Genomic DNA, 23,566 nt, shown 5'->3' on the forward strand with positions numbered 1-23,566 from the left:
CCGCTAACGCCACCAGTCTTTGACGGGAATCGCGACCTCCTGTATCGGACTGGCGATGCAGGAATTCGACGTGATCGTGGTGGGTGGTGGCCATGCCGGGTGCGAAGCCGCCGCGGTTGCCGCGCGGATGGGTGCGCGGGTGGCGCTCGTCAGCTTCGATCCGGCGACAATCGGCGCGATGAGCTGCAACCCGGCGATCGGTGGATTGGGCAAAGGCCACCTCGTCCGTGAAGTCGATGCCTTCGATGGACTGATTGCCCGCGCGGCCGACGCCGCCGCCATCCACTACCGTATGCTCAACCGATCGAAGGGCAGCGCTGTGCGCGGCCCGCGTGTCCAGGCAGACCGAAAACGCTTTCGTGCTGCCATCCAGTCGATGCTGTCGGCCCAAAGCGGATTGACCATCATAGCTGGCGAGGCGGCTGATTTGCAGATGGCATCGGGAAAAGTGTGCGGGCTCGATCTTGCCGATGGCCAGCACATCGCGGCGTCCGCCGTGATCCTCTGCACCGGCACCTTTCTCGGCGGCCGGCTGTTTCGCGGTGAAGAGCGCATGAACGGCGGCCGTATCGGCGAAGCTTCGGCATTGCGCCTCGCCGAGCAGTTGCGCGAGGCACTGCCGATGGCGCGACTCAAGACCGGAACACCGCCCAGGCTCGATGGGCGGACGATCGACTGGGCGCGGCTTCCTGAACAACCCAGCGATGCCGATCCATGGACAATGTCGCCAATGAGTGTAGGTCGCGTGCTGCCGCAACTTCACTGCGCCATCGCACGGACCAACGTGGCGACGCACGATATCATCCGCGCCGCGCTGGACCGGTCTCCGCTATTCACCGGGGCGATCGGCGCCGCCGGCCCACGCTATTGCCCCTCGATCGAGGACAAGATCCACCGTTTCGGCGACCGCGACGGTCACCAGATTTTCCTCGAACCAGAGGGACTCGATGATTCGGCGATCTATCCCAACGGGGTGAGCACATCGCTGCCAAGCGATGTGCAACTTGCAATGATGCGCAGCATCGAAGGGCTTGAGCACGTACTGATCACCACGCCCGGTTATGCGGTGGAATATGATCACATCGATCCGCGCGCGCTCGATTCGGGCCTGGCGGTCAAGGCCATTCCTGGCCTGTATTGCGCAGGCCAGATCAACGGAACAACAGGGTACGAAGAAGCGGCGGCGCAAGGTTTGGCCGCCGGGATGTTCGCGGCGTCGCGTGCGTTGAACCAGATTCCTCCAGCGCTGGATCGGGCCAACAGCTACATCGCAGTCATGATCGACGATCTGACACTGCATGGTGTGAGCGAACCCTACCGGATGCTGACATCGCGCGCAGAATATCGCCTGCGCCTGCGGGCCAACAATGCGGCCACGCGTCTTACCCCGCACGGAATCGAAATGGGTTGCATCGGGGCCGAGCGGCAAGCGTGGTTCGGCAAATGGGCAGCGGACCGCTCTGCGATCGAGACCAAGCTTGCTCGGGAAGCCAGTGCATCCGAATTGGCTCGAGCCGGCCTGCCCATCAAGCCTGACGGCTCCCGGATGCCATTGGGCGAATGGTTACGCTTCCCCGGTGTTACGCTGGAATTGCTCGGACCATGGCTTGGTGAATTCGCCGCGATCGATCCGCAATTGGCCGAAGAAGTCTCGGAGGATGCGGCATATGCACCTTACCTCGCGAGGCAGGATGCGGAATTGCGCGACTTGCGGGCCGGTGAGGCTGTGCCCTTGGGTGATGATTTTCCGTACCGCACGATACCCGGCCTCTCAGCCGAGATGGCCGAGCGGCTGACCCTGGCCCAACCCCAAACGCTCGCCGCGGCGGGGCGTGTGGGGGGCATTACGCCTGCGGCCCTCGCTACATTGCTTGTCCATGCCAAGCGATTGGCGGCATGATCACAACCGAAGCCGAGGCTCGATCCTGGTTTCAGGATGTGCTCGATGTCGATTCACTCGCTATGTCCCGGCTCGGAGTGCTGGCAGAGCTTTTGACGGCCGAGAATGCCCGGCAGAACCTTGTCTCGAAGGCTTCGCTGGACAGTCTCTGGGTCAGGCATTTTGCCGACAGCGCGCAACTGCTGACTGTTCCACGTGGAACATTGTCATCCGGGCCGTGGCTCGATCTTGGAACAGGAGCGGGCTTCCCTGGCCTCGTGATCGCAATCTGTCGACCCGACATTCAAGTCCAGATGGTGGATTCTCGACGGTTGCGAGCCGATTGGCTGCAGAGTGCGGCGGGAGCTTTGCAACTGGATAACGCGCAAACCGTCCTGTCGCGCGTCGAACAATTGCCGCCAGGCACATATGGCACGATTTCAGCACGCGCCTTTGCGCCGCTGGAGACGCTCATCGAAGTTTCCGCACGCTTTTCCACACCGCACACGCATTGGTTGTTGCCCAAGGGGGCAAAGGCAGCGCAAGAACTGGAAATGCTGTCAGGGCGCTGGAATCACATGTTCCACGTGGAACAATCGATCACTGATCCGGCAGCCGGTATCGTGACGGGCCGATTGCTGGGTTTCGATGCCAGTCAAACCCGATCACACGGCTCCTAAAGGACGACCAGAATGATCACCATCGCAGTTGCGAACCAGAAGGGCGGCGTCGGCAAGACCACCACCGCGATCAACATCGCAACCGCACTGGCTGCTACGGGCTGGCGCGTGCTGCTGCTCGATCTCGACCCGCAAGGCAACGCATCGACCGGCATCGGCATTTCGACCGGCGAACGGCTCCGTTCGAGTTACGACGTTATCATCGACGAGGCGCCGATTGCCGACTGCCTCATGCCCACGCGCATCCCCGGGCTCGATATCGTGCCGGCCACGGTCGATTTGTCGGGCGCCGAAGTCGAACTGGTCAGCGTCGAGGATCGCACCGGCCGGCTGCGGTCGATACTCTCACAGCATACGGGCCATGATATCTGCATGATCGATTGCCCGCCCTCGCTGGGCCTGCTCACGCTCAACGCATTATCGGCGGCGGACACCTTGCTAGTGCCGTTGCAATGCGAATTCTTCGCACTCGAAGGCCTGAGCCAGCTTTTGCAGACGGTGGAGCGCGTGCAGCAGCGCTTCAACGCCAATCTCGGCATTATCGGCATTGTGCTCACCATGTTCGATCGGCGTAACCGCCTGACTGACCAGGTCGCCGACGACGTCCGTTCATGCTTGCGCGAACTGGTGTTCGAAGCGGTAATTCCGCGCAACGTGCGGCTTTCCGAAGCACCGAGCCATGGGCTACCCGCGCTGGTCTACGATCACGCCTGCGCCGGATCACAGGCCTATATGCAATTGGCGCGTGAACTGATCGCGCGATTGCCCAAGCAGAGGAAGGCGGCATGAGCGGCGGCGACGACCAGGTCATCCGGATCACCGGCCAGACACCAACGCCGGCGCCGGCAACGGGACCCGCGCGCCGCAGTGCACTGGGGCGGGGCCTGGGCGCGCTGATGGGCGAGACCCGGCGCGAAGAACCCCTCGCGCGATCGGCCGGAGACCCGTCTGCCCCGGCCGAAACCGGCCTGGCCATGCTGGCGGTGGCAGACATCGAATCGCATCCCGATCAGCCGCGCCGCCATTTCGACGAAGCCGCGCTCGATGACCTGGCCCGATCGATCGCGGCGCGCGGCGTGATCCAGCCAGTAGTTGTCCGACCTTTGGGGAACAACCGCTTCCAGCTCGTCGCGGGCGAACGCCGCTGGCGCGCTGCCCAGCGCGCCAAGGTCCACGAAATCCCAGCCATCGTGCGCCAGCTCGATGAGCGCGAAGTGACCGCGCTGGCACTGATCGAAAACCTTCAGCGTGAGGACCTCAACCCGGTCGAAGAAGCGCGCGCCTACCATCGGCTGTCGGAACGCGATGGCCTTACCCAACAGGAAATCGCCGAATTCGTCGACAAATCGCGCAGCCACGTCGCCAATCTGATGCGTTTGCTTGGGTTGCCCGATGAGGTGCTGACCCAGCTCGAAACAGGTGCGCTCACCATGGGCCACGCCCGCGCGCTCGCCGCGCTGCCCGATCCTGCGCCTATCGCCCGCCAGATTGTGGCCAAGGGGCTTTCGGTACGCGATGCGGAACGGCTCGCCAAGCGCGCCGCCAAGGGTGACGAGGCCAGTGCGCCGCGACGTGCGCGGGCGGGGCGTGATCCGTCGAACTCGGCCGATATCGCCGCAGTCCAGGCGCATCTCGAAGAATTTCTCGGCCTCAAGGTTGCGATCCAGACCGACGCCGATCCGCGCACCGGCTCGGTCACGATCCGCTATCGCACATTGGATCAACTCGACTTGATCTGCCAGCGACTGACCGGTGGGGGCATCTGAGCACGTTGAATTCCGTTTAATTTAATCGAGCGATTAAATTCACGATTGACCCGAAACACCGGACACCACTAGGTTCGCAGGCAATAGCCAGAACCGCATCCGGGAAGGGACCAATCATGTCGCTCGATTCGCTCGCTCGCACCGCTTACAACGATGATCACGAGGCGTTTCGCCAGACAGTACGGCGGTTCATGCTCGAAGAAATTGCGCCGCACGCAGCCGAGTGGGGCGAAGCCAAAATCGTGCCTAAATCGATCTGGCCTAAGGCCGGCGAACTCGGTTTGCTGTGCCCGACAGTGCCCGAAGAATACGGCGGGCTCGGCCTCGATTTCGGCTACAATGCGATCGTGGACGAAGAAAGCGCCTATTACGGCGGCGCTACGACCGGATTTTCGCTGCAATCGGACATCGTCACCAATTATATCGTTTCCTATGGCTCGGAAGAACAAAAGAAACACTGGCTGCCCAAGATGGTCGCGGGCGAGGTCATTACCGCGATTGCGATGACCGAACCGGGCACCGGATCGGATCTTCAAGCCATGCGGACCACAGCCAAAAAAGACGGCAATCACTACGTTATCAACGGGTCGAAGACCTACATCACCAATGGCCAGAATGCCGATCTGATCCTGGTTTGCGTCAAGACCGACACCGAAATCGAGCCGAAGTGGAAGGGCGTGTCGATTGTGCTGGTCGAGGCAAACCGCGAAGGCTTCAAGCGGGGCCGCAACCTCGACAAGATCGGGCAAGATGAAGCCGATACGTCGGAACTGTTTTTCGAAGACGTGCGCGTGCCGATCACCAACTGCCTGGGTGAAGAGGGCAAGGGCTTCGTCTATCTGATGAGCGAATTGCCGCAGGAACGGCTGAGCATCGCGGTCTCGGCGCAAGCCAGCGCGCAGCGGGCCTTCGACATGACGGTCGGATTCGCGCGCGACCGCAAAGCATTCGGCAAGGCCGTGCTCGATTTTCAGAACACCCGGTTTACCTTGGCCGATCTCAAGTCGAAGCTGCAAGTCGGTTGGGCGCACCTCGATTGGGCACTGGCACGTCTGCTCCGGCACGAACTGACGGCAGAGGAAGGCGCAGCAGCCAAGCTGTGGCATACCGAACTGCAGTGGGAAGTTATGGACAAGTGCCTGCAATTGCACGGCGGCGCGGGCTACATGAACGAATACCCGATCGCGCGGATGTGGCGTGGCGCACGCGTGACCCGTATCTTCGGCGGGACCAACGAGATCATGAAGGAACTGATCGGGCGCAAGCTCTGATGGCGCGAACGGCCGGGCGGATTGCGATCCGCCCGGCCGGTTTGGACTGCAGTGCTCAGCTACCGCCGATGTAAACGCGCTTGTCGTGGACACGGCGCGGCGGAGCGCGGTGAATGATCCGGGCAGGCTTCCGATAAATCACGCGGCGCGATCCGCCATCATCGACGAACTCTTCGGTCGTCGTCACGGTCTCGGTGTAGCCGCGGCCGCCGCCCTGGATCATGACCGGCACCCACATGTACCCATAACCATAACCGCCAGGGCCATATCCGCCCGGACCGGCCGGTGGACCCCATCCGCCAGGTCCGCCAGGGTAGGGCGCTCCGCCAGGCCCGGCCGAATGGAAGAATTCGTCGCACTCGCGATCATGCCGGCGATCGATCGCTCCGCCAACGGCGGCACCGCCCAGCGCTCCCGCGCCCGCGCCGATCACCGTGCCGAGCGTGCGATTGCCATCGGCCAGCCGGTTTCCGATCACCCCGCCGACAACACCGCCGATGACCGCGCCGCCGATCTTGCCGCCGCGGTGATCGCTGCTGCACCGTTCCACCATCCGCTGCCAATGCTCGTCGCGCGGCGGCGCCCATCCGCCCGCAGGCCCTTCAGGAGGGGGGCCATCCATCTGCGACATCGAGCCACCGGGATAACCGCCGCGTTCGTATGTCCCGCTCCAGGTGCCGTTGTAGACGCGGTTTTCGGGCGCTTGCCACTGGCCCTGCCAGTTCCCCTGCCAGCCGCCGCCATGCGCACCTGTCGGGGGAGGAGGAGGTCCATCCTGAGCGACTGCGGGAGCCGCCGTGGCTCCGACGAGTGCCATAGCAAAAAGCGCGGTGGTACGAAAAAGGGTCATGCTCGGTCCCCGGAAAGGCGCTGCCCGCACCGGAATCGGCGCATGGCATCACGTTAACGGGAAATTTAGCATCGCAAGCCGCGGCAAACCATGCCTTCGCGCCAACTTCGTAAGGGCTGTCCCGAATCGGTGCAGCAACCGTGCAATCAAATGCGGGGTGAGATAACTCTGGCCAGCGCTTCAAGACCGGCGGCGTCCTCGGCGTCGAACCGCGCAACTTCGGGGCTATCGAGATCGATCACCGCGATCACCACGCCATCGCGCAGCACCGGCACCACCAGTTCGGACGCGCTTTCGGCGTCGCAAGCTATGTGGCCGGGGAAAGCGTGAACATCGGCCACCAATTGCGTGGCGCCGCTCTGCGCGGCAGTGCCGCAGACACCGGCACCGATGGCGATGCGGATGCAGGCGGGCTTGCCCACGAATGGACCCAGCACCAGTTCGCCATCGATCACACGATAGAACCCAGCCCAGTTCAACCGGGGCACGAATTGCCAGATCAGCGCAGCCAGGTTGGCCATATTGGCGACCGTGTCGGGCTCACCTTCGGTCAGCGCGACCGCTGCGCCGCGCAATTCGCGCCAGATTTCGGCCTTGCCGGCATCGGTGGGGGCAGTGAAACTGTACATGGCTGCCGTCATACTCGGTCGCCCACAAGGCGCAAGACGGGGGGATGTCTGCGCCCATTGCCGTTGTCGTTGCAGCGCCTTAGGTAAGCGGCATGACCCGTATTCAAAAAAGCCTGTTCGGCATCGGCATCTTCCTCGTGGTTTTCCTGGGCCTCGGCACCTGGATCTTGAACGGACAGAGCGCGCAATACACCGAAGCGCAAGTCACCGGCCTCAAGCCCAAGCTGGCTTACCCGGATGTGCAGACGATCCCCACGATCCGCGTGGCCGATCCGGTCGGCTGGAAAGCGGGCGAAGCACCCGTGGCCGCGCAAGGGTTGACGGTCACGCGCTTTGCCGAAGGCCTCAATCACCCCCGCACGCTGACGGTGCTGGCCAATGGCGACGTGCTCGCGGCCGAGACCAATTCACCGGGCGGACATGGCGAAAGCGGCATCAGCGGCATCGTCGAACGCTGGCTGATGAACAAGGCCGGCGCCGGGGGTGTCTCGCCCAACGCGATCGTGCTGTTGCGCGATGCCAATGGCGATGGTGTGGCCGAACAGCGCTTCGAAATGCGCAATCCCGCGCTCAATTCCCCCTATGGCATGGTGTTCCGCGACGATCACCTGATCGTGGCCAACAACGACGCGGTGCTGTCGTTCCCCTACAAGCTGGGCGACACGCAACTCGTGGGCAAGCCGGAAAAGCTCATGGACCTGCCCGCGGGCGGCGCGCACTGGGCACGCAATGCGATCCTCAGCCCCGATGGCACCAAGCTTTACGTCACGGTGGGTTCGTCGACCAACATCGCCGACAACGGCATTGCCGCCGAAGAGGGCCGCGCCGCGATCCACGAATACGACTTCACCACCAAGTCCTCGCGGATCTACGCATCGGGCTTGCGCAACGCCAACGGGCTCGACTGGAACCCGGCGAGCGGCGAATTGTGGACCGTGGTCAACGAACGCGACATGCTCGGATCGGACCTTGTGCCCGATTACCTGACCAACGTGCCGATCGGCGCGCATTATGGCTGGCCGTGGATCTACTGGAAAAACAACGTCGACGCGCGCGTCAACGCGCCGCTGCCGATCTACATCAACGATTACGTGCGCAAGCCCGAATATGCGCTGGGCGCACACGTTGCGCCGCTCGGCCTGGCCTTCGCGCGCGGCGGACACCGGCTGGGCGCTCGGTTCGCCAATGGCGCGTTTATCGCCAATCACGGATCGTGGAACCGCAAGCCGATGTCGGGCTACGATGTCGTGTTCGTCGGCTTCGATGCGCGCGGCAATGTGCTGCCGGCACAGCCGATCAAGGTGCTGACCGGGTTCCTCAACCAGGATCAGAAAACCACCCGCGGGCGCCCGGTATGGGTTGCCTTCGCGCACGACGGCGCGCTGCTGGTCAGCGACGACACCGGCGGGGTAATCTGGCGGGTCATCGCGCCCGGCGCAGCGCCCTCGGCCGCCATCGCGCCCGTTTCATCGGGGCGGGTACTGAAGGCCCCCAGCACCGTGAGCAATCTCGTTGCAACGCCTGACCAGGATTCAAGCCTGACCCAGCCGAAACCCTAAAGCAGCTTGCCCGCGCGGCCCGCCAGTTCGTTGACGAATTGCCAGGCAACCCGGCCCGACCGTGCGCCGCGCCGTTTCGACCATTCGAGCGCTTCAGCCTCGGTCCAGGCTAAGCCATACCTGTTAGCATAACCGGCTATGATCGCGAGATAATCATCTTGCGAACAGTTGTGAAAGCCCAGGCTCAGCCCGAAGCGATCGGCCAGCGCCAGCTTGTCATCGACCGCATCGCGCGGGTTGATCGGCCCATCTTCCACCGACCAACCCTGCTCACTGGCATGGCGCTCGACGATCGCGCGGCGGTTCGAGGTCACTGCCAGCCGCACGTTGCCGGGCCGTGCCTCGACCCCGCCTTCCAGCCAACTGCGCAAGCGCCGCGCGCCACCTGCATCGCCCGCTTCGAACCCGAGATCGTCGATGAACACCAGGTAGCTGCGCGGCTCGCGGCCGAGCGCGGTAAACAACGCGGCAAGGCCGGAATCGGGCACTGCCTGGACCAGCGCGATGCGGCGCGGCCCATCGGCCTGTGCCGCCGCTACGCCCGCCCGCAACAGCGCAGACTTGCCCATGCCGCGCGCACCCCACAGCAACATGTCATGCGCCGTTGCGCCAGCCGCCAGTCGCAGCACGTTGCCCACCACAGCAGCCTTCTGCGCATCGATCCCCCGCATCAGGTCGAGCGCGGGTGCGACCAGCGTTGGCACCGCACGCGCTATCTCGCCGTCCCAGACATAGGCCGGGTGCGACAGCCAGTCCGTCTTGGCGTCGACTGGCGGCGCTAGCCGTTCGAGCGCGTCGGCAATCCGCGCGAGCAGATCGTTACGATCGGTCATCGCGCCTGATCAACCGGCCAGCTCGACCGCATCGAGTTCGTAGAGCAGCGCCGAACCGCCCATCGCCGATGCCGCCAACCCACGCGCTTCGGGCGCGATGTGATCGGCAAAGAACCGCGCAACCACGCGCTTGGCGGGGTTATCGGTCGCGCGCGCCTGCCGCAGCAACTGCCAGCCCGCCACCGTCACCGCGCACATCGTGGTGAAGGGCACGCTGCCCGACAGCTTGTCGTCGAGCGAGGCGCTCTCGGTCATCCAACGCGCCACCGCCATCGTATCCTGCGCCAACAAGCCAAGCTGCGGCGCCTCGGCACAGTCAGCAGCAGCTTCGGCGAGCAATGCCTGCACCACGCCGCCGTTCTCGAACCCGAGCTTGCGCGTGACCAGATCGGCGGCCTGGATGCCGTTGGTGCCTTCGTAGATCGGCGCAATGCGCGCGTCGCGGTAGTGCTGTGCGGCGCCGGTCTCCTCGACAAAGCCCATGCCGCCGTGGATCTGCACGCCCAGGCTTGCCACCTCACAGCCGATGTCGGTGCCCCAGGCCTTGAGCATCGGCACCAGCACTTCGGCGCGCATCTGCGCGGCCTCATCGCCCAGGCTGCCGCGATCGACCTGCCCGGCGGTGTAATACAGCAGAGCGCGCGCCCCCTCGGTCAGCGCGCGCATCCGCAGCAAGGTGCGGCGAACGTCGGGATGTTCGATGATCGCGACGGAGTTCTTGTCCGCACTCCCGGCGCGCGCCGATTGCACCCGCGTTGCTGCGTACCAGCGGGCGGCTTGCCACGCGCGTTCGGCGATCTGCACGCCCTGGCTGCCGACATTGATTCGCGCCGAATTCATCATCGTGAACATAGCGCGCAGGCCGCCATTTTCGTGGCCGACCATCTCGCCGATACATTCGTCATTGTCGCCATAGCTCATCACGCACGTGGGCGAAGCGTTGATGCCCAGCTTGTGCTCGATCGACACGCAGCGCACGTCGTTTCGATCACCCAGGCCGCCGTCATGTTTCACGTGGAACTTCGGCACGACAAACAACGAGATCCCGCGCGAACCCGCCGGCGCGCCCGGCGTCCGCGCCAGCACGAGATGAACGATGTTGCTCGCCAGGTTGTGCTCGCCCCAGGTGATGTAGATCTTTGTACCCTTTATCAGGTACTTGCCAGCATGTTCGCCATCCGGGATCGGCGTGGCGGTTGAGCGCAGCGCTCCAACGTCGCTGCCGGCCTGTGGCTCGGTCAGGTTCATCGTGCCCGACCATTCGCCACTGACCAGCTTTTCGAGATAGAGCGCCTTCTGCGCGTCGCTGCCATGGTGGTCGATCGCCTCGATAGCGCCAACGGTCAGGATCGGCAGCAGCGTAAACGCCATGTTGGCCGCACCCAACGTTTCCAGGACGCAAGTCGCCAGCGTGAACGGCAAGCCTTGCCCGCCGTGAGCAACCGGGCCAGAAATCGCATTCCAGCCTTGCTCGACATAGTGGTGATAGGCTGCGTCGAAGCCGTCGGGCAGCGACACCACGCCGTTGGCCAGCCGCGCACCCTGGATATCCCCGATGCGATTGAGCGGGGCGAATTCGCCCGCCGCCAGCGCGGCGATGCCTTCGGCAATCGCCTCGACCAGATCGGGGCTCGCCGCGGAAAATCGTTCGCTTTGCGCCAGTTCATCGATGCCGGCATTAACGCGCATGGCCAGGACCTGGTCGGCGGTGGGCGAAATGAAGTCCATCGGTTGGTATCCTGTCCGGCGGCCTGTTCCTTGGCCGGTTGAGCGGGCTATAGCGACAAGCCATGGATGCGACAAAGCACAATGAACCGCCGCTGCAAGCTGGCCAGCCGGGCAACGGTACCGGGCACATTCGCGTGGCGGACGGAGCCGGGATTGCCGAAGCGGTGGAGGTGCTCTGCGGAGGAGGACTGGTCGCAGTTCCTACCGAGACGGTCTACGGGCTCGCAGCGCGGGCCGACAGCGATGACGCCGTTGCGGGGATCTATCGCGCCAAGGGGCGGCCCGATTTCAATCCGTTGATCGTCCATGTACCCGATCTTGCCGGAGCTGAACGGTATGCGCATTTCGACGAGCGGGCACGCTTGCTGGCGGCGCACTTCTGGCCGGGACCGCTGACCATGGTCCTGCCGCGCCGTGTTGACGCCGAGCTAGCAAGCGCGGTCAGCGCCGGGCTACCGACGGTGGCGTTGCGCTGTCCCGACCATCCGGTGATGCAAGCACTGCTGGTGGCATCCGGCCTGCCGCTCGCAGCACCCAGCGCCAATCGCAGCGGTGGAGTCAGCCCAACCAGCGCGGCCCATGTTGCGGCATCGCTGGGTGATCGGGTGCGTCTGGTACTGGATGGCGGCAAGACGCACCGCGGCATCGAATCGACCATCGTTGCAATCCGCGAGGGCGGGGGGTGGGCCTTACTGCGCCCCGGCCCGATCGAGGAAGCTTCGATTTCAGGCATTATCGGCCTGCGCGATGGCGTCACGACGTTGGTCATCGAAGCGCCGGGGCAATTGGCCAGCCACTACGCCCCAGGCAAACCGGTGCGCCTCGATGCATCGGAACCCGGACACGACGAATTCATGATCGGCTTCGGTAAGGTAGAAGGCAACGTTTCGCTGTCGGAAACCGGAGACCTGGCCGAAGCGGCCGCGCGGCTTTACGCGTGCCTGCACCTTGCAGCGGCCTCGCAACACCCACGCATCGCGGTTGCGCCGATCCCGCACTCCGGGATCGGCGCCGCCATCAACGACCGGATGGCACGCGCCGCGGCCTGATCAGTTTTCGTCCGAAGCATCGTCCTTCGGTTCTTCATCATCCTTGGCCGTAGCCACCGGGGTTTCGCACACCAGCCGGCCCGAACCCATCGACTTGACCGTGCACTTGGCGCGGCCGGTCACGCGGACTTCGCCCGAACCCATGATCGTGGCCTTCACATCGCCGTCGCTGGCGAAAATGGCGTTGCCCGAACCGGCTACGGTCACATCGGCCTGGCCAACCTTGAGTCCGGCCAGATCGGCGCTGCCGCTGCCCGCGATGTTGCTCCGAAGCTCGCGCGCGGTGCCGGCCGCCTTGGCCGAGCCCGAACCGGCGATGTCGATCTTGAGCTTGCCGACATTGGTTTTCGGAGACGAAATCGAGCCCGATCCGGCAATCGTGATCTGGGCATCGTCGCCCGACAGCACATCGGCATCGATCTGGCCCGATCCGGCCATCACCAGCTTGCTGGGTGCCGGCATCGTCACGTTGATGGTGGCGGTGCTGCTGCCTTCGCCCATCTTCCAGTGATCGCGGCTGACGCTGAGTTTGCCGTCGCTGATCGAAAACCGCAACCGCGCCTTGGCTGCGTCATTGCCATCGACGCTGATTGCAAGCTTGTCGCCGGAAATGAGATGCACCTTGTCCGGTCCCAGCAAGGTCACTTCCCCGGGCGCCGCACCGCCGAGATCGAGCTCTGCCAGCGGCACGCCCTTCATCCCGTCGATGGTGATGTTGCCATCACAGCCGCTCAGGCTGGTGGCAATGCCGAGCACGGCGACCGACGCCAGTGCACGAAACAGGTCCTTGAACATCGGCAAACACTCCCCTTGCTGTGTTACTGATATAGGACACTGCGGCACGGCCTGCAAGTACTGCCACGATGCACCACGAAAAAGGGCCGCCGATTGCCCGGCAGCCCTTTTCGTATTTATCCGCGATCGTGCCGTCAGGCCGTTTCGTAATACTTCGGCGCATGTTCGTTGAGGATCGCAAGGATCTTCTTGAGTGCAGTCGGTTCGTCGGTCTTTTCCATCGCTGCAAGCTCGCGCGCCAGGCGCGAGGAGGCCGCTTCGAAAATCTGCCGTTCCGAATAGCTCTGCTCGGGCTGATCGTCGGCACGGAACAAGTCGCGAGTCACTTCGGCGATCGACACCAGATCGCCCGAATTGATCTTGGCTTCGTATTCCTGGGCGCGGCGTGACCACATCGTACGCTTGACCTTGGGCTTGCCCTTGAGCGTATCGAGCGCTTCACGCAGCGTCTTGTCCGAGGACAACTTGCGCATGCCGATCGATTCGACCTTGTTGACCGGAACACGCAAGGTCATGCGTTCCTTTTCGAAGCGCAGCACGTAAAGCTGCAACTTCATTCCGGCAATTTCTTCATTCTGAAGCTCAACCACACGGCCGACGCCGTGCTTAGGATAAACGACGTAGTCCCCAACATCGAAGGCGAGTGCCTTGCCTGCCATTTGTTGTCCTTTCGACACGGGCGGGTGTGAGCGGCAAATGGGGAAAATTCCCCCGGACCCGGTCTTGGAAAGCGATCGTCATCGCGGTCGCCAAGCCCTCGCGTTCCGTTTGCCGTTAACCTGCCTTCTCGTGATGAAACACGGCGCGGAAAGGTCCACCGCCGTATGCAACCCATTTAGCACTTCTGTAATAAAATTACCAGAGCTTGCGTAAAACAGCCACATGCGCAGCCCGTATGGCGAAACAGCGCAGCGTTTTGAGCAATGTTGTCAGGCAGGATTCGCCCAAGCCTGCGGGCTTGGGCATCGGTCAGCGCAGAACTGTAAGGTTCCAGCGCGCCGTCGCAGGGTCGAAAGCCGCGCGATCAGTCGCCTTCGCCGGGTTCGGTCGAGAAGAATTTCTCGAACTTCCCGTCCTGGCCCTTGAACTCGTCCGCGTCTTCGGGCGAATCCTTCTTGGTGGTGATATTGGGCCATTCCGCCGAGAACTTGGTGTTCAGTTCAAGCCACTGCTCCAACCCGCTTTCGGTGTCGGGCAGGATCGCTTCGGCGGGGCATTCGGGTTCGCAAACGCCGCAATCGATGCATTCGCTGGGATTGATCACCAGCATGTTTTCGCCTTCGTAGAAGCAATCAACCGGGCAAACCTCGACGCAATCCATGTACTTACACTTGATGCAGGCATCGGTGACGACGTAAGTCATGGCGCAGCACTTCCCTCAGGCAGTTCGTAATCGCGCCCTGCTAGAGGCGAAGAAGCCGGCGCGTCAAGCGTCTCTTCAGGCTTCAGCACGGCCGGTGTGTCCAACCGCACGTAGCAGGCCTGGGCTTCGGGCGCCGGACCGCGCCGTACAGGCAGCGCTTGGACCCGGATCACAACCACACGCGCACCCAGCGGCACCGTCAGGACATCACCGACCGTCACCGCCTGCGCCGCGCGATCCACCCTATCGCCGTTGCGCCGGATATGGCCGGTTTCGGCCAATTGCTGCGCAAGCTTACGCGATTTAGCGAGCCGCAGGAACCACAGGAGCTTGTCGATCCGCATATGTGCCCGCGCGCCGTCTGCTTAGCGCACCAGGTCTGCCAATGCAGCAAAGGCGGCATGGCGTGGCGGCGGAGATGCGATTCGCGCCGCAACAGGTTCGGCGCGGGGACGGCGCCAGTGCCACAACGGCGGTGCAGTCGGTCCATGTTCGGTTTCGCTCAGCCGGCGCGGCATCGTCACGCGAAAGCCGCCGGCGCGCAGCAGCGCGGCATAGCTCGCCCCGGTCAATCCCATCGAGCGCGCCGTCGCGGGTTCGAGCACGAACAACTTGCCACCAGCGGCGCGGGTGCGGTGCGCGGCGTGCAACAGCCGTTCGGCCAGATCGACCCGCAACGCTTGCGCACCCACGCGGCGATAGCCGGCGCACGAATCGCGCGCATCGATGGTGGAGGGCATCACGGTGGGCGGCGGGCGATGACTGATGCCTTTCACTGAAGCCAGCCGGCTCCACCACGCCATCGCCGCTGGCCTTAGTGCGCCAGGCACGAACACGTCGAGCGCTCCGATCCTGACGTCAAGCCGGCGCAACCGTTCGCGCAGCGCGGGTTCGAGCCGGTCCAACCCCACATCCACGCGCACGATCGTCCCTCCGCCGTCGATCAGGTGCAGCAGCAAGGCGCGCAGTTCCGGCCCCGACGCGGGATCGCGGCTGGCTTCGTCGAGCCGGATCAGCGCGGCCAGTGGACGCCGCCGACCGCGTTCCGACCAGCCATCAAGCGCGATCTGAACGGCAATGCGCAGCGGTGGGTCTAGCCGCCCGACCGCGGCCTCCAGCCGAACCCGCGGCGAAAGCAGCGTCCGGCCAAGTTCAAGCCGCGCAACCGGATGCCCCCGCCACAGGATTGCGGCACCGCGCCACTGGAGTATCGGATCATCGGCAGCGGCTGACGCCACAAGCGCAGTCGCACGCGCCGCAATCAGGGAAGGCAAGTGCCGATCGGCCGCCGCGAGCAACAACTTGCGGTCCGAAGCCCGCGCCGATGCATCGACCTCGAAGCGAAACCCTTCGAGATGCCCCAACGGCTCGCCATCGACCGTGACTGCGCCGGCATCGTCGATCTCCACCGGCAGCAGCGCGGCATCGGCGCCGGTCTTGCGCATGAGCACGCTGGTGCGGCGGTTGACGAAGCGTTCGGTCAGCCGCGCGTGGATCGCATCGGACAGCCGCGCCTCGACCGCGCGCGCGCGCGCCGCCATTTCCTCGCGCGCCATGACCCAGTCGGGCCGCTGCGCGATGTAAGCCCAACTGCGGATCGCGGCGATGCGGCCCTGCAGCGTATCGATATCGCCCGATGGGTTATCGAGCTGCGCAATGGCCTGCGCGATATAGTCCGCGCCCAGCGTCCCGTTACGCAAATCCTGCCACAACCGCGCGATGAACCGGCCATGCGTTTCGGCGCCCTGCTGGCGGAAGTCGGGCAACTGGCACGCCGACCAGAACCGCGCGATCGTACCCGATCCGCGCAAGGTGGGCGCAATCTCGGGCTCCTCACACAGCCGTTTCAGCACTGCCAGGTCGATCGCCTCGGGAGCAGGGGCAAGTTCCAGCCGGGGCGGCGGACTTTCGAGATCGGCAATCAGCGTTGCCACCGAATCGAAGCGGGGTTCGGCTTCGCGCCAGAACAGCCGGGTCAGCGGCGGGAAGCGATGCTCTTCGATCGCATAGATTTCTTCGGGCGTGAACTCCGCATTCGAACCATTCCCCGCCAATGTGCCGAATGTGCCATCGCGCTGGTGCCGCCCGGCGCGGCCCGCGATCTGCGCCATTTCCGCCGGGGTCAGCCGCCGCTGGCGATGCCCGTCGAACTTCGAGAGCCCGGCAAAGGCGATGTGGTGGATATCGAGATTGAGCCCCATCCCGATCGCGTCGGTGGCAACGAGATAATCGACCTCGCCCGACTGGTAGAGTGCCACTTGGGCATTGCGCGTCTGCGGACTCAACGCGCCCATCACCACCGCCGCGCCGCCGCGGAACCGGCGCAGCATCTCGGCGATGGCGTAAACCTGCTCGGCCGAGAACGCGACGATCGCGCTGCGCGGCGGGATGCGCGAGAGCTTCTTCGCGCCAACGTGAGTGAGAGTCGAAAAGCGCGGGCGGCTGATGATCTCCGCTTCGGGCACCAGCTTGCGTACCAATGGTTCGAGCATGGCCGAACCCAGCAGCATCGTTTCCTCGCGCCCGCGCGCGTGAAGCAGTCGGTCGGTGAACACGTGCCCGCGCTCGGGATCGGCGCCAATCTGCGCCTCGTCCAAAGCCACGAACGCCAGATCGGCGTGAGTCGGCATGGCCTCGGCGGTGCACAGCAGCCAGCGCGCGTCCTTGGGCTCGATGCGCTCCTCGCCGGTGATCAAGGCGACCTGATTCGGCCCCTTGATCGCGACCACGCGGTCATAGACTTCGCGCGCCAGCAGCCGCAGCGGAAAGCCTATCGCGCCGGACGAATGCGCGCAGAGCCGCTCGATCGCGAGGTGCGTCTTGCCGGTGTTAGTGGGGCCGAGCACCGCCTTCACCGCGCCGCCGTCGCTGCTGACGCCGGCGCGGTCGCTGGTATGCCGGCGCGGGAGAGCGTGCGTCGGGCGGTGCATGGCATGGAATGTGGCATTGCGTTCGCATGCGTTCAAGCGCGAGGCCCCCTTGGGGCTGTGGACGAACACAGTATGGCTTGCGGGCCATGCCCAGAGTGCGATGGGCCAGCCGGCAAGCCGCCATTTTTACCCGGGATTAACTTTAACGGTGCAGGCTTGTGCAGCGCTGCTGATCCGGCAGACACGCGCCGCGCATGCAAATCGCGCATGGTCGGCACCGAAGCGAAAGGGCGCGATACGTGTACAGGCCGCGGGGGTCAGCGTTGATTGCTGCCGATGCGCTTGCGTTCGCCGCGCCCGCAGCCCCAATCGTACCCACGACCAATACCACCTCCGACGCTAATCCCCATGGCTTCACTGCCCGCTTTCGTGCGTTGCACACACGGTTGCGAGATCTCGACCCTGTTTGCGACCTGGCCGAGGACATCGGCAGCCCGCGCTGGTGGCGCGGTGTGGTTTCGCTGATCGGTCTGATGCTGGCTGCGTGGCTGCTGTTTCCCGGAACGTCGCCACTTTCGGCTGCGGTTCCCGTCGCGATCGACCGTTCGGCCGACGACCATTTTCGCAGCGCGGCCCTGCGCCCGCTGTCTTACGGCACGGCGCCGCAGCGCCTGGCCGATGCCGGCACGCTGGTCATGCCGCTCGCCGCAGCGCCCGAACGGCCCCGGCTGGACCTTGTCGCCACGCTCGGCAGCCAGGACAGTTTCCCCCGCATGTTGCAGCGCGCAGGCGTCGCCGCAGATGATGCCGCGCATGCCGCCGCGCTCGTCGCCAATGCGATCCCGCTCGGCCAACTGGCGCCGGGCACGCATATTGCGATCACGCTGGGCGAACGCGCCGATGCCAGCACGCCGCGCCCGCTCGAAGCGCTGTCGTTGCGCGCGCGCTTCGATCTCGATCTGGCGATCGAGCGCCATGGTGGCGCACTGACAGTCGGCAAACGCGCGATTGCGGTCGATGCCACCCCGTTGCGCATCCGCGGCATCGTCGGATCGAGCCTCTACCGCTCGGCCCGCGCGGCGGGCGCACCGCCCGCCGCAATCCAGGACTATCTGCGCGCGCTCGACGAACATAGCGCACTCGACGGGATCGACCCCTCGGACGAATTCGACTTCGTGCTGTCATACCGTCGTTCGGCCGGCGGAGAGGCCCAACCCGGCGACCTGCTCTATGCCGGGCTCGATCGCGGCAGCAAGGCACGTACGCAGCTCGTCCGCTGGGGCAAGGATGGCCAATTGGTCGACGCGCTCGCCGACGTGACCGCGCCAGCGGAACAACAGGAAGAGGTTGTCGGGCTGGGCTCCCCCGTTGCCGGCCACGTGACTTCCGGCTTCGGTCTGCGGCGCCATCCGATCCTGGGCTATGTGCGGATGCACGCCGGCATCGACTTCGCCGCCGGCTATGGCTCGCCGATCTACGCCGTCAGCGACGGACAAGTGTCTTACGCCGGCTGGCACGGCGGGCATGGCAATTACGTCCGCCTCGATCACGGCGGCGGGCTTGCAACCGGCTACGGCCACATGAGCCGCATCGCTGTTTCGCCGGGCACTCGCGTCGGGCGCGGACAAGTCATCGGCTATGTCGGTTCGACCGGGCTCTCGACCGGCCCGCACCTCCATTACGAGCTTTTGCGCAACGGGCATCCGATCAACCCCGGCACCGCGCGCTTCATGATGCGCACGCCACAAGTGAACTCGGCGCAGCTTTCGGCCGAACTCAATGCGGTGCGGGCGAAACTGGCGCAATTGCTGGCGATCGAGCCCGGGGCGGCGTTGGTGCCGCTTGGCGGAAGGCGTTCGGGAACGCGCTGAACGCAGCCCGAGCCAAACACCCGACATTGCCCGCCTCGTGGTTTTGCGCCAAAGACGCAGCCATGAGCGCAACTTATCCCAACACCCGCCTGCGCCGCGTGCGTGCCACGCCGTGGAGCCGGGCAATGCACCGCGAGACCACGCTTTCGCCCGCCAACCTGATCTGGCCGCTGTTCGTGACCGAAGGACAAGGCGTCGAGGACCCGATCGGTTCGCTGCCGGGCGTGTCACGCTGGTCAGTCGATCTGATCGCCGCCCGAGCAAAGGATGCAGTCGCAGCGGGCATCCCATGCATCGCGTTGTTCCCCAATACGCAGAGCCACTTACGCTCCGAAGGCGGCGAAGAGGCGCTCAATCCCGACAACTTGATGTGCCGCGCGGTGCGGGCGATCAAAGACGCCTGCGGCGGCGATATCGGCATTCTCACCGACGTGGCGCTCGATCCCTACACCAGCCACGGGCAGGACGGGCTGATCGACGACGACGGCTACGTGCTCAACGACGATACCACCGAGGTGCTGGTGGGGCAGGCACTCAACCAGGCGGCGGCGGGAGCGGACGTGATCGCACCGTCGGACATGATGGACGGCCGCATCGGCGCGATCCGGCGGGCGCTCGAAGGTGCAGGGCACCACAACGTCCAGATCATGAGCTACGCCGCCAAGTACGCCTCGGCCTTCTATGGCCCGTTCCGCGATGCAGTGGGCAGCAGCGGCCTGCTCAAGGGCGACAAGAAGACCTACCAGATGGACCCGGCCAATTCGGAGGAAGCGCTGCGCGAAGTCGCGATGGACCTGGCCGAGGGCGCCGACAGCGTGATGGTCAAGCCCGGCCTGCCCTACCTCGACATCGTGCGCCGCGTGAAGGAACGCTTCGAGGTGCCGGTGTTCGCGTACCAGGTCTCGGGCGAATACGCGATGATCGAGGCGGCGGCCGCTGCCGGCGCGGGCGATCGCGATGCCTTGGTGCTCGAAACGCTGCTGGCATTCCGCCGCGCGGGCTGTTCGGGCGTGCTGACGTACCACGCGATGCACGCCGCGAGATTGCTGAACGGTTGAGTGCTGGGCGATGATCGAAACCGAACGTCTCTACTTGCGCGAATGGCGCAATGACGATGTGGCGGCGCTGCACCAGATCTGTACCGACCCGCGCGTGATGGAATTCCTGGGCCCGCTGCAAACCCGCGCCGAAGTGTCCAGCGCGATCGACCGCCAGCGCGGCTACCAGCACATGTACGGCCACTGCTATTGGGCAATCGAGCGCAAGAGCGACGAACGCCTGCTCGGCTTCTGCGGCATCCAGCCCGAGCCGCCAGGCACGCCGATCGCCGGAAAACCAGACGTGGGTTGGCGGCTGGCGCACGATGTCTGGGGCAAGGGCTATGCGCTCGAAGCCGCGCGCGCGGCGATCGACTGGGGCTTTGCCCAGCTCCACGCCGAAGACGCGCTGTGGGCGATTACCGTGCCCGCCAACCGCCGCTCGTGGGGCCTGATGGAGCGGCTGGGCATGCAGCGCCGCCGCGATCTCGATTTCGACCATCCCAGCGTGCCGTCCGGCGATCCGCTGGGCCCGCACATCGCCTATACCATCGCGCGCAGCGCATGGAACGGAGTCCACGGATGACCCGAGCAGACGTCACCATCGTTTCGATCCGCGGCCACACCCCGAAAATCCACGAGTCCGCGTTCATCGCGCCGGGCTGTCGGATCATCGGCAATGTAGAGATCGGGCCCGACGCCTCGATCTGGTACAATTGCGTGATCCGCGGCGATGTGAACGCGATCCGCATCGGCGCGCGCAGCAACATCCAGGACGGCAGCGTGATCCACTGCGACAGCCCCATGCCCGGCGCGCCAGACGGCTTCCCCACGATGATCGGCGAGGATGTGCTGGTCGGCCACATGGCGATGATCCACGGCTGCGTGCTGCACGACCGCGCTTTCGTCGGTCTTTCCACCACGGTGATGAACGGCTGCGTGATCGAAAGCGACGGCATGCTCGGCGCGGGCGCGCTGCTCACCCCCGGCAAGCGCATCGCCACCGGCCAGCTATGGACCGGCCGCCCTGCCGCTTATGCGCGCGATCTCAACGAGCGGGCGATTGCCGAAATGCGGCTGGGCGTGGCACACTATGTCGAAAACGGCCGCGCCCATGCCGCTGCCTTGCGCGCCGAGCCGGACCCCGTTGGCGCGACCACCGACTGACCTGCCCGACGCCGCGCAATTGCGCGCGCTGATCGATGACGAAGGGCGGCTGGCGGTGCGCGTCACTCCCGGTGCTCGGGTCGAATCCCTGACCATCGACAGCGGCCAGGCCATCGCCAAAGTCCGCGCCAAGCCCGAGGACGGCAAGGCCAACGCGGCGGTGATCGCGCTGGTGGCACGCGCGCTGGACGCGGCCCCATCGACGATCACCTTGTTGCGCGGCGCAACTTCTCGCCAGAAGTTGCTGCGGATCGGCTAACTCAGGCCGGTTCGGGCGCCTTGCGCATATAACGCAGGCCGTATGACAAGTAATCGATCTTGCCCAACGGCACAGCTTCCTTGCGCAGGATCGCGTATGCCATGCCCACGTGGAAATAGAACTGCGCCAGCGACCAGTCGCGCGCATATTCCATTGCGGTGAAATCGAAGGTCATGCCGTTGGGCAGGTCGAGCGCCACCGCGCTGTCGGGCGCGGCGATATCCGCTTCGGTCACGGTCTGAAGGAACGCGATCGTCGTCGCGATCCGCTCCTTGGCGGCAGCGATCGTCGCATCGTTGTCGTCCGACAGCACCAGAGACTTGGTGGTCAACCGCTTGGCAAGACCCGTCGCCTGATCGCAAGCAACGCGCACTTGTGCGGAAAGCGGGAACATATCGTCGGCCAGCTTCGCTTCGAGGATGGCATCTCCGCCCTTTTCCGCAGCTTTGTCGAGCCAGCCCGATAGCGCGCCCAGCATCTGGACTTACGTGATGATCGTCATTGCGTGCAGGTTCATGGTATCTCTCCCAGGAAGGTTGTGATTCGCAACCTATCGCCAGAGACGGCCGAGCGCCAGCACCAAATCACCGATCGGGCTGTGACCATGGCTGCGGGCCGAAGCGATGCTCGATCGCGCGCAAGGCTAGCCCCAGCGCTACACCCGTGCCGATCGCCACGGTCAGATCGGCCAGCACCGTCAGCACGAGCGTGACCAGCAACAACACCCGGTCCGCCAACGGTTCGCGCCAATAGACACGCCATTTGTGCGGCTCGCTCATGTTCCAGGCGGTCAACAGCAGGACCGCCGCCAGCGCTGGCATCGCCAGATAGCCAGCCAACGGCGCGGCCAGCAGCATCGCCAGCAGGATCACCAGTGCATGGACCAGCCCCGCAACCGGCGTCCGCCCGCCCGCACCCACATTGGTGGCGGTGCGCGCGATTGCGCCGGTCGCGGGCAAGCCGCCGAACAGCGCGGAGGCGATATTGGCCCAGCCTTGCGCCATGACTTCGGCATTGGGGCGGTGGCTTCCCCCGATCAGCCGATCCGCCACCATCGCCGAAAGCAGCGATTCGATCGCGGCGAGGAATGCGATGACAAAGGCGGAGGGCAGCAGTTCGGTGACCCGGGCTATGCTGACTGCGGGAAGGGCAGGCCAAGGAAGATGGCTCGGCAGGGCCCCGTACCGCGATCCGATCGTATCAACCGATAGGTGCGCCAGCAGCGCAATCGCCGAAACCGCACCGACCGCGACGATCAAGCCCGGAAAGCGCGGAAATGCCCGCCGCAACGCCACGATCAGCGCCATCGCCAGCAACCCGCACCCCAGCACCACCAAGCTCGCACTCGCCCGCGCTGCCCACAGCGCACCCATCTTGGCGAGAAATTCCGCCGGCAGCACCGCCACATGCAGCCCGAACAAGTCCTTGAGCTGGCTCGACCCGATGATCACCGCAATGCCGATGGTAAAGCCGTTGACCACCGCCTCGGGCACATAAGCCACCAGGTTGCCCGCGCGTAGCAACCCCGCGATCACCAGGATCACCCCCGCCATCAGCGTCGCCAGCACCAGCCCGTCATATCCATGCCGCGCGATCACGCCGTAAACCACGACGATAAACGCTCCCGTCGGCCCGCCGATCTGCACTCGGCTGCCGCCCAACAGCGAAATCAGAAACCCGCCGACGATCGCGGTGATCAGCCCATTGGCCGGATCGGCCCCCGAAGCGATCGCGATGGCAATGCTCAGCGGCAAAGCCACCATCGCCACGGTCAGGCCCGCCAAGGCGTCAGACGTGAACTGGCCGAATGTGTAGCCGGGCAGGGTAGTCAGCAATTTCGGCTTCACGACTTTCCCCAAACCCCGACCATGCGACCCGAATGGCCTCCATCCCCGTTCGTGTCGAGCGAAGTCGAGACACGTCAGCGCCAGGCCAGCGTGTCTCGACTTCGCTCGACACG

At 64.8% G+C, this 23,566-nt stretch carries 23 protein-coding genes; 12 read left to right on the forward strand and 11 right to left on the reverse strand.

The features are described from left to right. The first annotated feature begins 55 nt into the window (after nucleotides 1-55). The 5 genes from mnmG to Q0R16_RS04915 all read left to right on the forward strand — a co-directional run bounded on the left by mnmG (nucleotide 56) and on the right by Q0R16_RS04915 (nucleotide 5,596). Entirely contained in the window at nucleotides 56-1,900 is a 1,845-nt protein-coding gene (gene mnmG / locus Q0R16_RS04895; RefSeq protein ID WP_295632839.1) for a tRNA uridine-5-carboxymethylaminomethyl(34) synthesis enzyme MnmG, read from the forward strand. Beyond that, the gene (gene rsmG, locus Q0R16_RS04900; protein ID WP_295632844.1) at nucleotides 1,897-2,559 is read left to right on the forward strand and encodes a 16S rRNA (guanine(527)-N(7))-methyltransferase RsmG; all 663 of its coding nucleotides are present in this window, start codon (nucleotides 1,897-1,899) and stop codon (nucleotides 2,557-2,559) included. Before mnmG ends, rsmG begins: the two co-directional genes overlap by 4 nt. 12 nt (nucleotides 2,560-2,571) lie before the next feature. Further along, entirely contained in the window at nucleotides 2,572-3,348 is a 777-nt protein-coding gene (locus tag Q0R16_RS04905; protein WP_295632848.1) for a ParA family protein, read from the forward strand. A gap of 107 nt (nucleotides 3,349-3,455) precedes the next feature. Next, complete coding sequence (locus Q0R16_RS04910; RefSeq protein WP_295632921.1) at nucleotides 3,456-4,325, forward strand: ParB/RepB/Spo0J family partition protein; 870 nt, start codon at nucleotides 3,456-3,458, stop codon at nucleotides 4,323-4,325. 116 nt (nucleotides 4,326-4,441) lie between these two features. Then, nucleotides 4,442-5,596 carry an acyl-CoA dehydrogenase family protein gene (locus Q0R16_RS04915; RefSeq protein WP_295632851.1) on the forward strand — a complete coding sequence of 385 codons (1,155 nt, stop codon included), beginning with the start codon at nucleotides 4,442-4,444 and terminating at the stop codon, nucleotides 5,594-5,596. A gap of 55 nt (nucleotides 5,597-5,651) precedes the next feature. Here the strand turns inward: Q0R16_RS04915 and Q0R16_RS04920 are convergent, their stop codons facing one another. Together Q0R16_RS04920 and Q0R16_RS04925 are read right to left on the reverse strand one after the other, a co-directional pair. Next, the gene (locus Q0R16_RS04920) at nucleotides 5,652-6,446 is read right to left on the reverse strand and encodes a glycine zipper 2TM domain-containing protein (RefSeq protein ID WP_295632854.1); all 795 of its coding nucleotides are present in this window, start codon (nucleotides 6,444-6,446) and stop codon (nucleotides 5,652-5,654) included. Between the two features lie 146 nt (nucleotides 6,447-6,592). Continuing rightward, the gene (locus tag Q0R16_RS04925) at nucleotides 6,593-7,075 is read right to left on the reverse strand and encodes a GAF domain-containing protein (RefSeq protein WP_295632857.1); all 483 of its coding nucleotides are present in this window, start codon (nucleotides 7,073-7,075) and stop codon (nucleotides 6,593-6,595) included. Between the two features lie 92 nt (nucleotides 7,076-7,167). Here Q0R16_RS04925 and Q0R16_RS04930 point away from each other — a divergent pair, with 92 nt between their 5' ends. Continuing rightward, the gene (locus tag Q0R16_RS04930) at nucleotides 7,168-8,634 is read left to right on the forward strand and encodes a sorbosone dehydrogenase family protein (RefSeq protein WP_295632862.1); all 1,467 of its coding nucleotides are present in this window, start codon (nucleotides 7,168-7,170) and stop codon (nucleotides 8,632-8,634) included. On the opposite strand, the gene Q0R16_RS04935 is transcribed toward Q0R16_RS04930, so the two are convergent. Continuing rightward, nucleotides 8,631-9,467 carry an ATP-binding protein gene (locus tag Q0R16_RS04935; RefSeq protein ID WP_295632865.1) on the reverse strand — a complete coding sequence of 279 codons (837 nt, stop codon included), beginning with the start codon at nucleotides 9,465-9,467 and terminating at the stop codon, nucleotides 8,631-8,633. The genes Q0R16_RS04930 and Q0R16_RS04935 overlap by 4 nt on opposite strands. Before the next feature lie 9 nt (nucleotides 9,468-9,476). Beyond that, nucleotides 9,477-11,195, reverse strand: a complete 1,719-nt coding sequence (locus Q0R16_RS04940) for an acyl-CoA dehydrogenase (protein WP_295632868.1) — start codon at nucleotides 11,193-11,195, stop codon at nucleotides 9,477-9,479. A gap of 62 nt (nucleotides 11,196-11,257) precedes the next feature. On the opposite strand from Q0R16_RS04940, the gene Q0R16_RS04945 reads away from it, so the two are divergent. Further along, the gene (locus tag Q0R16_RS04945; RefSeq protein ID WP_295632871.1) at nucleotides 11,258-12,244 is read left to right on the forward strand and encodes an L-threonylcarbamoyladenylate synthase; all 987 of its coding nucleotides are present in this window, start codon (nucleotides 11,258-11,260) and stop codon (nucleotides 12,242-12,244) included. On the opposite strand, the gene Q0R16_RS04950 is transcribed toward Q0R16_RS04945, so the two are convergent. The 5 genes from Q0R16_RS04950 to Q0R16_RS04970 all read right to left on the reverse strand — a co-directional run bounded on the left by Q0R16_RS04950 (nucleotide 12,245) and on the right by Q0R16_RS04970 (nucleotide 17,332). Beyond that, entirely contained in the window at nucleotides 12,245-13,039 is a 795-nt protein-coding gene (locus Q0R16_RS04950) for a head GIN domain-containing protein (RefSeq protein WP_295632875.1), read from the reverse strand. A 134-nt stretch (nucleotides 13,040-13,173) separates the two neighbouring features. Further along, nucleotides 13,174-13,698 (reverse strand): CarD family transcriptional regulator, encoded by a 525-nt coding sequence (locus tag Q0R16_RS04955; protein ID WP_295632879.1) that lies wholly within the window; start codon nucleotides 13,696-13,698, stop codon nucleotides 13,174-13,176. Between the two features lie 365 nt (nucleotides 13,699-14,063). Then, nucleotides 14,064-14,402: a ferredoxin FdxA gene (gene fdxA / locus Q0R16_RS04960; protein ID WP_295632882.1), complete on the reverse strand. Its 339-nt coding sequence runs from the start codon at nucleotides 14,400-14,402 to the stop codon at nucleotides 14,064-14,066. Further along, the gene (locus Q0R16_RS04965) at nucleotides 14,399-14,746 is read right to left on the reverse strand and encodes an RNA-binding S4 domain-containing protein (protein ID WP_295632886.1); all 348 of its coding nucleotides are present in this window, start codon (nucleotides 14,744-14,746) and stop codon (nucleotides 14,399-14,401) included. The genes fdxA and Q0R16_RS04965 overlap by 4 nt, the downstream gene beginning before the upstream one ends. 21 nt (nucleotides 14,747-14,767) lie before the next feature. Continuing rightward, nucleotides 14,768-17,332, reverse strand: a complete 2,565-nt coding sequence (locus Q0R16_RS04970) for a helicase-related protein (RefSeq protein ID WP_295632889.1) — start codon at nucleotides 17,330-17,332, stop codon at nucleotides 14,768-14,770. A 386-nt stretch (nucleotides 17,333-17,718) separates the two neighbouring features. Here Q0R16_RS04970 and Q0R16_RS04975 point away from each other — a divergent pair, with 386 nt between their 5' ends. From Q0R16_RS04975 to Q0R16_RS04995, 5 genes are all read left to right on the forward strand, one after another. Further along, on the forward strand, nucleotides 17,719-19,143 hold the full coding sequence (locus Q0R16_RS04975; protein ID WP_295632892.1) for a M23 family metallopeptidase: 1,425 nt from the start codon (nucleotides 17,719-17,721) through the stop codon (nucleotides 19,141-19,143). A 62-nt stretch (nucleotides 19,144-19,205) separates the two neighbouring features. Next, nucleotides 19,206-20,201, forward strand: coding sequence for a porphobilinogen synthase (hemB, locus tag Q0R16_RS04980; protein ID WP_295632894.1), 996 nt, complete (start codon nucleotides 19,206-19,208; stop codon nucleotides 20,199-20,201). Between the two features lie 10 nt (nucleotides 20,202-20,211). Further along, nucleotides 20,212-20,766, forward strand: a complete 555-nt coding sequence (locus tag Q0R16_RS04985) for a GNAT family N-acetyltransferase (protein ID WP_295632897.1) — start codon at nucleotides 20,212-20,214, stop codon at nucleotides 20,764-20,766. Next, entirely contained in the window at nucleotides 20,763-21,347 is a 585-nt protein-coding gene (locus Q0R16_RS04990; protein WP_295632901.1) for a gamma carbonic anhydrase family protein, read from the forward strand. Before Q0R16_RS04985 ends, Q0R16_RS04990 begins: the two co-directional genes overlap by 4 nt. After that, nucleotides 21,328-21,606 carry a DUF167 domain-containing protein gene (locus Q0R16_RS04995; protein ID WP_295632904.1) on the forward strand — a complete coding sequence of 93 codons (279 nt, stop codon included), beginning with the start codon at nucleotides 21,328-21,330 and terminating at the stop codon, nucleotides 21,604-21,606. The genes Q0R16_RS04990 and Q0R16_RS04995 overlap by 20 nt, the downstream gene beginning before the upstream one ends. A gap of 1 nt (nucleotide 21,607) precedes the next feature. Here the strand turns inward: Q0R16_RS04995 and Q0R16_RS05000 are convergent, their stop codons facing one another. Further along, nucleotides 21,608-22,084 (reverse strand): DUF1993 family protein, encoded by a 477-nt coding sequence (locus Q0R16_RS05000; RefSeq protein ID WP_295632907.1) that lies wholly within the window; start codon nucleotides 22,082-22,084, stop codon nucleotides 21,608-21,610. Between the two features lie 106 nt (nucleotides 22,085-22,190). After that, nucleotides 22,191-23,453, reverse strand: a complete 1,263-nt coding sequence (locus Q0R16_RS05005) for a SulP family inorganic anion transporter (protein ID WP_295632910.1) — start codon at nucleotides 23,451-23,453, stop codon at nucleotides 22,191-22,193. Nucleotides 23,454-23,566 lie beyond the last annotated feature (113 nt).

Source organism: Novosphingobium sp., assembly GCF_025351285.1.
Taxonomy (GTDB): Bacteria; Pseudomonadota; Alphaproteobacteria; order Sphingomonadales; family Sphingomonadaceae; genus Novosphingobium.

Bases quoted from the DNA above. Each gene is read 5' to 3' on its own strand.
- Q0R16_RS04935 (WP_295632865.1), bottom strand. From the start codon at position 9,467: ATGACCGATCGTAACGATCTGCTCGCGCGGATTGCCGACGCGCTCGAA.
- Q0R16_RS04955 (WP_295632879.1), bottom strand. From the start codon at position 13,698: ATGGCAGGCAAGGCACTCGCCTTCGATGTTGGGGACTACGTCGTTTAT.
- fdxA (WP_295632882.1), bottom strand. From the start codon at position 14,402: ATGACTTACGTCGTCACCGATGCCTGCATCAAGTGTAAGTACATGGAT.
- Q0R16_RS04940 (WP_295632868.1), bottom strand. From the start codon at position 11,195: ATGGACTTCATTTCGCCCACCGCCGACCAGGTCCTGGCCATGCGCGTT.
- Q0R16_RS04970 (WP_295632889.1), bottom strand. From the start codon at position 17,332: ATGCACCGCCCGACGCACGCTCTCCCGCGCCGGCATACCAGCGACCGC.
- hemB (WP_295632894.1), top strand. From the start codon at position 19,206: ATGAGCGCAACTTATCCCAACACCCGCCTGCGCCGCGTGCGTGCCACG.
- Q0R16_RS04915 (WP_295632851.1), top strand. From the start codon at position 4,442: ATGTCGCTCGATTCGCTCGCTCGCACCGCTTACAACGATGATCACGAG.
- Q0R16_RS04950 (WP_295632875.1), bottom strand. From the start codon at position 13,039: ATGTTCAAGGACCTGTTTCGTGCACTGGCGTCGGTCGCCGTGCTCGGC.
- Q0R16_RS04985 (WP_295632897.1), top strand. From the start codon at position 20,212: ATGATCGAAACCGAACGTCTCTACTTGCGCGAATGGCGCAATGACGAT.
- Q0R16_RS04920 (WP_295632854.1), bottom strand. From the start codon at position 6,446: ATGACCCTTTTTCGTACCACCGCGCTTTTTGCTATGGCACTCGTCGGA.
- Q0R16_RS04925 (WP_295632857.1), bottom strand. From the start codon at position 7,075: ATGTACAGTTTCACTGCCCCCACCGATGCCGGCAAGGCCGAAATCTGG.
- Q0R16_RS04965 (WP_295632886.1), bottom strand. From the start codon at position 14,746: ATGCGGATCGACAAGCTCCTGTGGTTCCTGCGGCTCGCTAAATCGCGT.
- Q0R16_RS05000 (WP_295632907.1), bottom strand. From the start codon at position 22,084: ATGCTGGGCGCGCTATCGGGCTGGCTCGACAAAGCTGCGGAAAAGGGC.
- mnmG (WP_295632839.1), top strand. From the start codon at position 56: ATGCAGGAATTCGACGTGATCGTGGTGGGTGGTGGCCATGCCGGGTGC.
- Q0R16_RS04905 (WP_295632848.1), top strand. From the start codon at position 2,572: ATGATCACCATCGCAGTTGCGAACCAGAAGGGCGGCGTCGGCAAGACC.
- Q0R16_RS04990 (WP_295632901.1), top strand. From the start codon at position 20,763: ATGACCCGAGCAGACGTCACCATCGTTTCGATCCGCGGCCACACCCCG.
- Q0R16_RS04930 (WP_295632862.1), top strand. From the start codon at position 7,168: ATGACCCGTATTCAAAAAAGCCTGTTCGGCATCGGCATCTTCCTCGTG.
- Q0R16_RS04945 (WP_295632871.1), top strand. From the start codon at position 11,258: ATGGATGCGACAAAGCACAATGAACCGCCGCTGCAAGCTGGCCAGCCG.
- Q0R16_RS04910 (WP_295632921.1), top strand. From the start codon at position 3,456: ATGGGCGAGACCCGGCGCGAAGAACCCCTCGCGCGATCGGCCGGAGAC.
- rsmG (WP_295632844.1), top strand. From the start codon at position 1,897: ATGATCACAACCGAAGCCGAGGCTCGATCCTGGTTTCAGGATGTGCTC.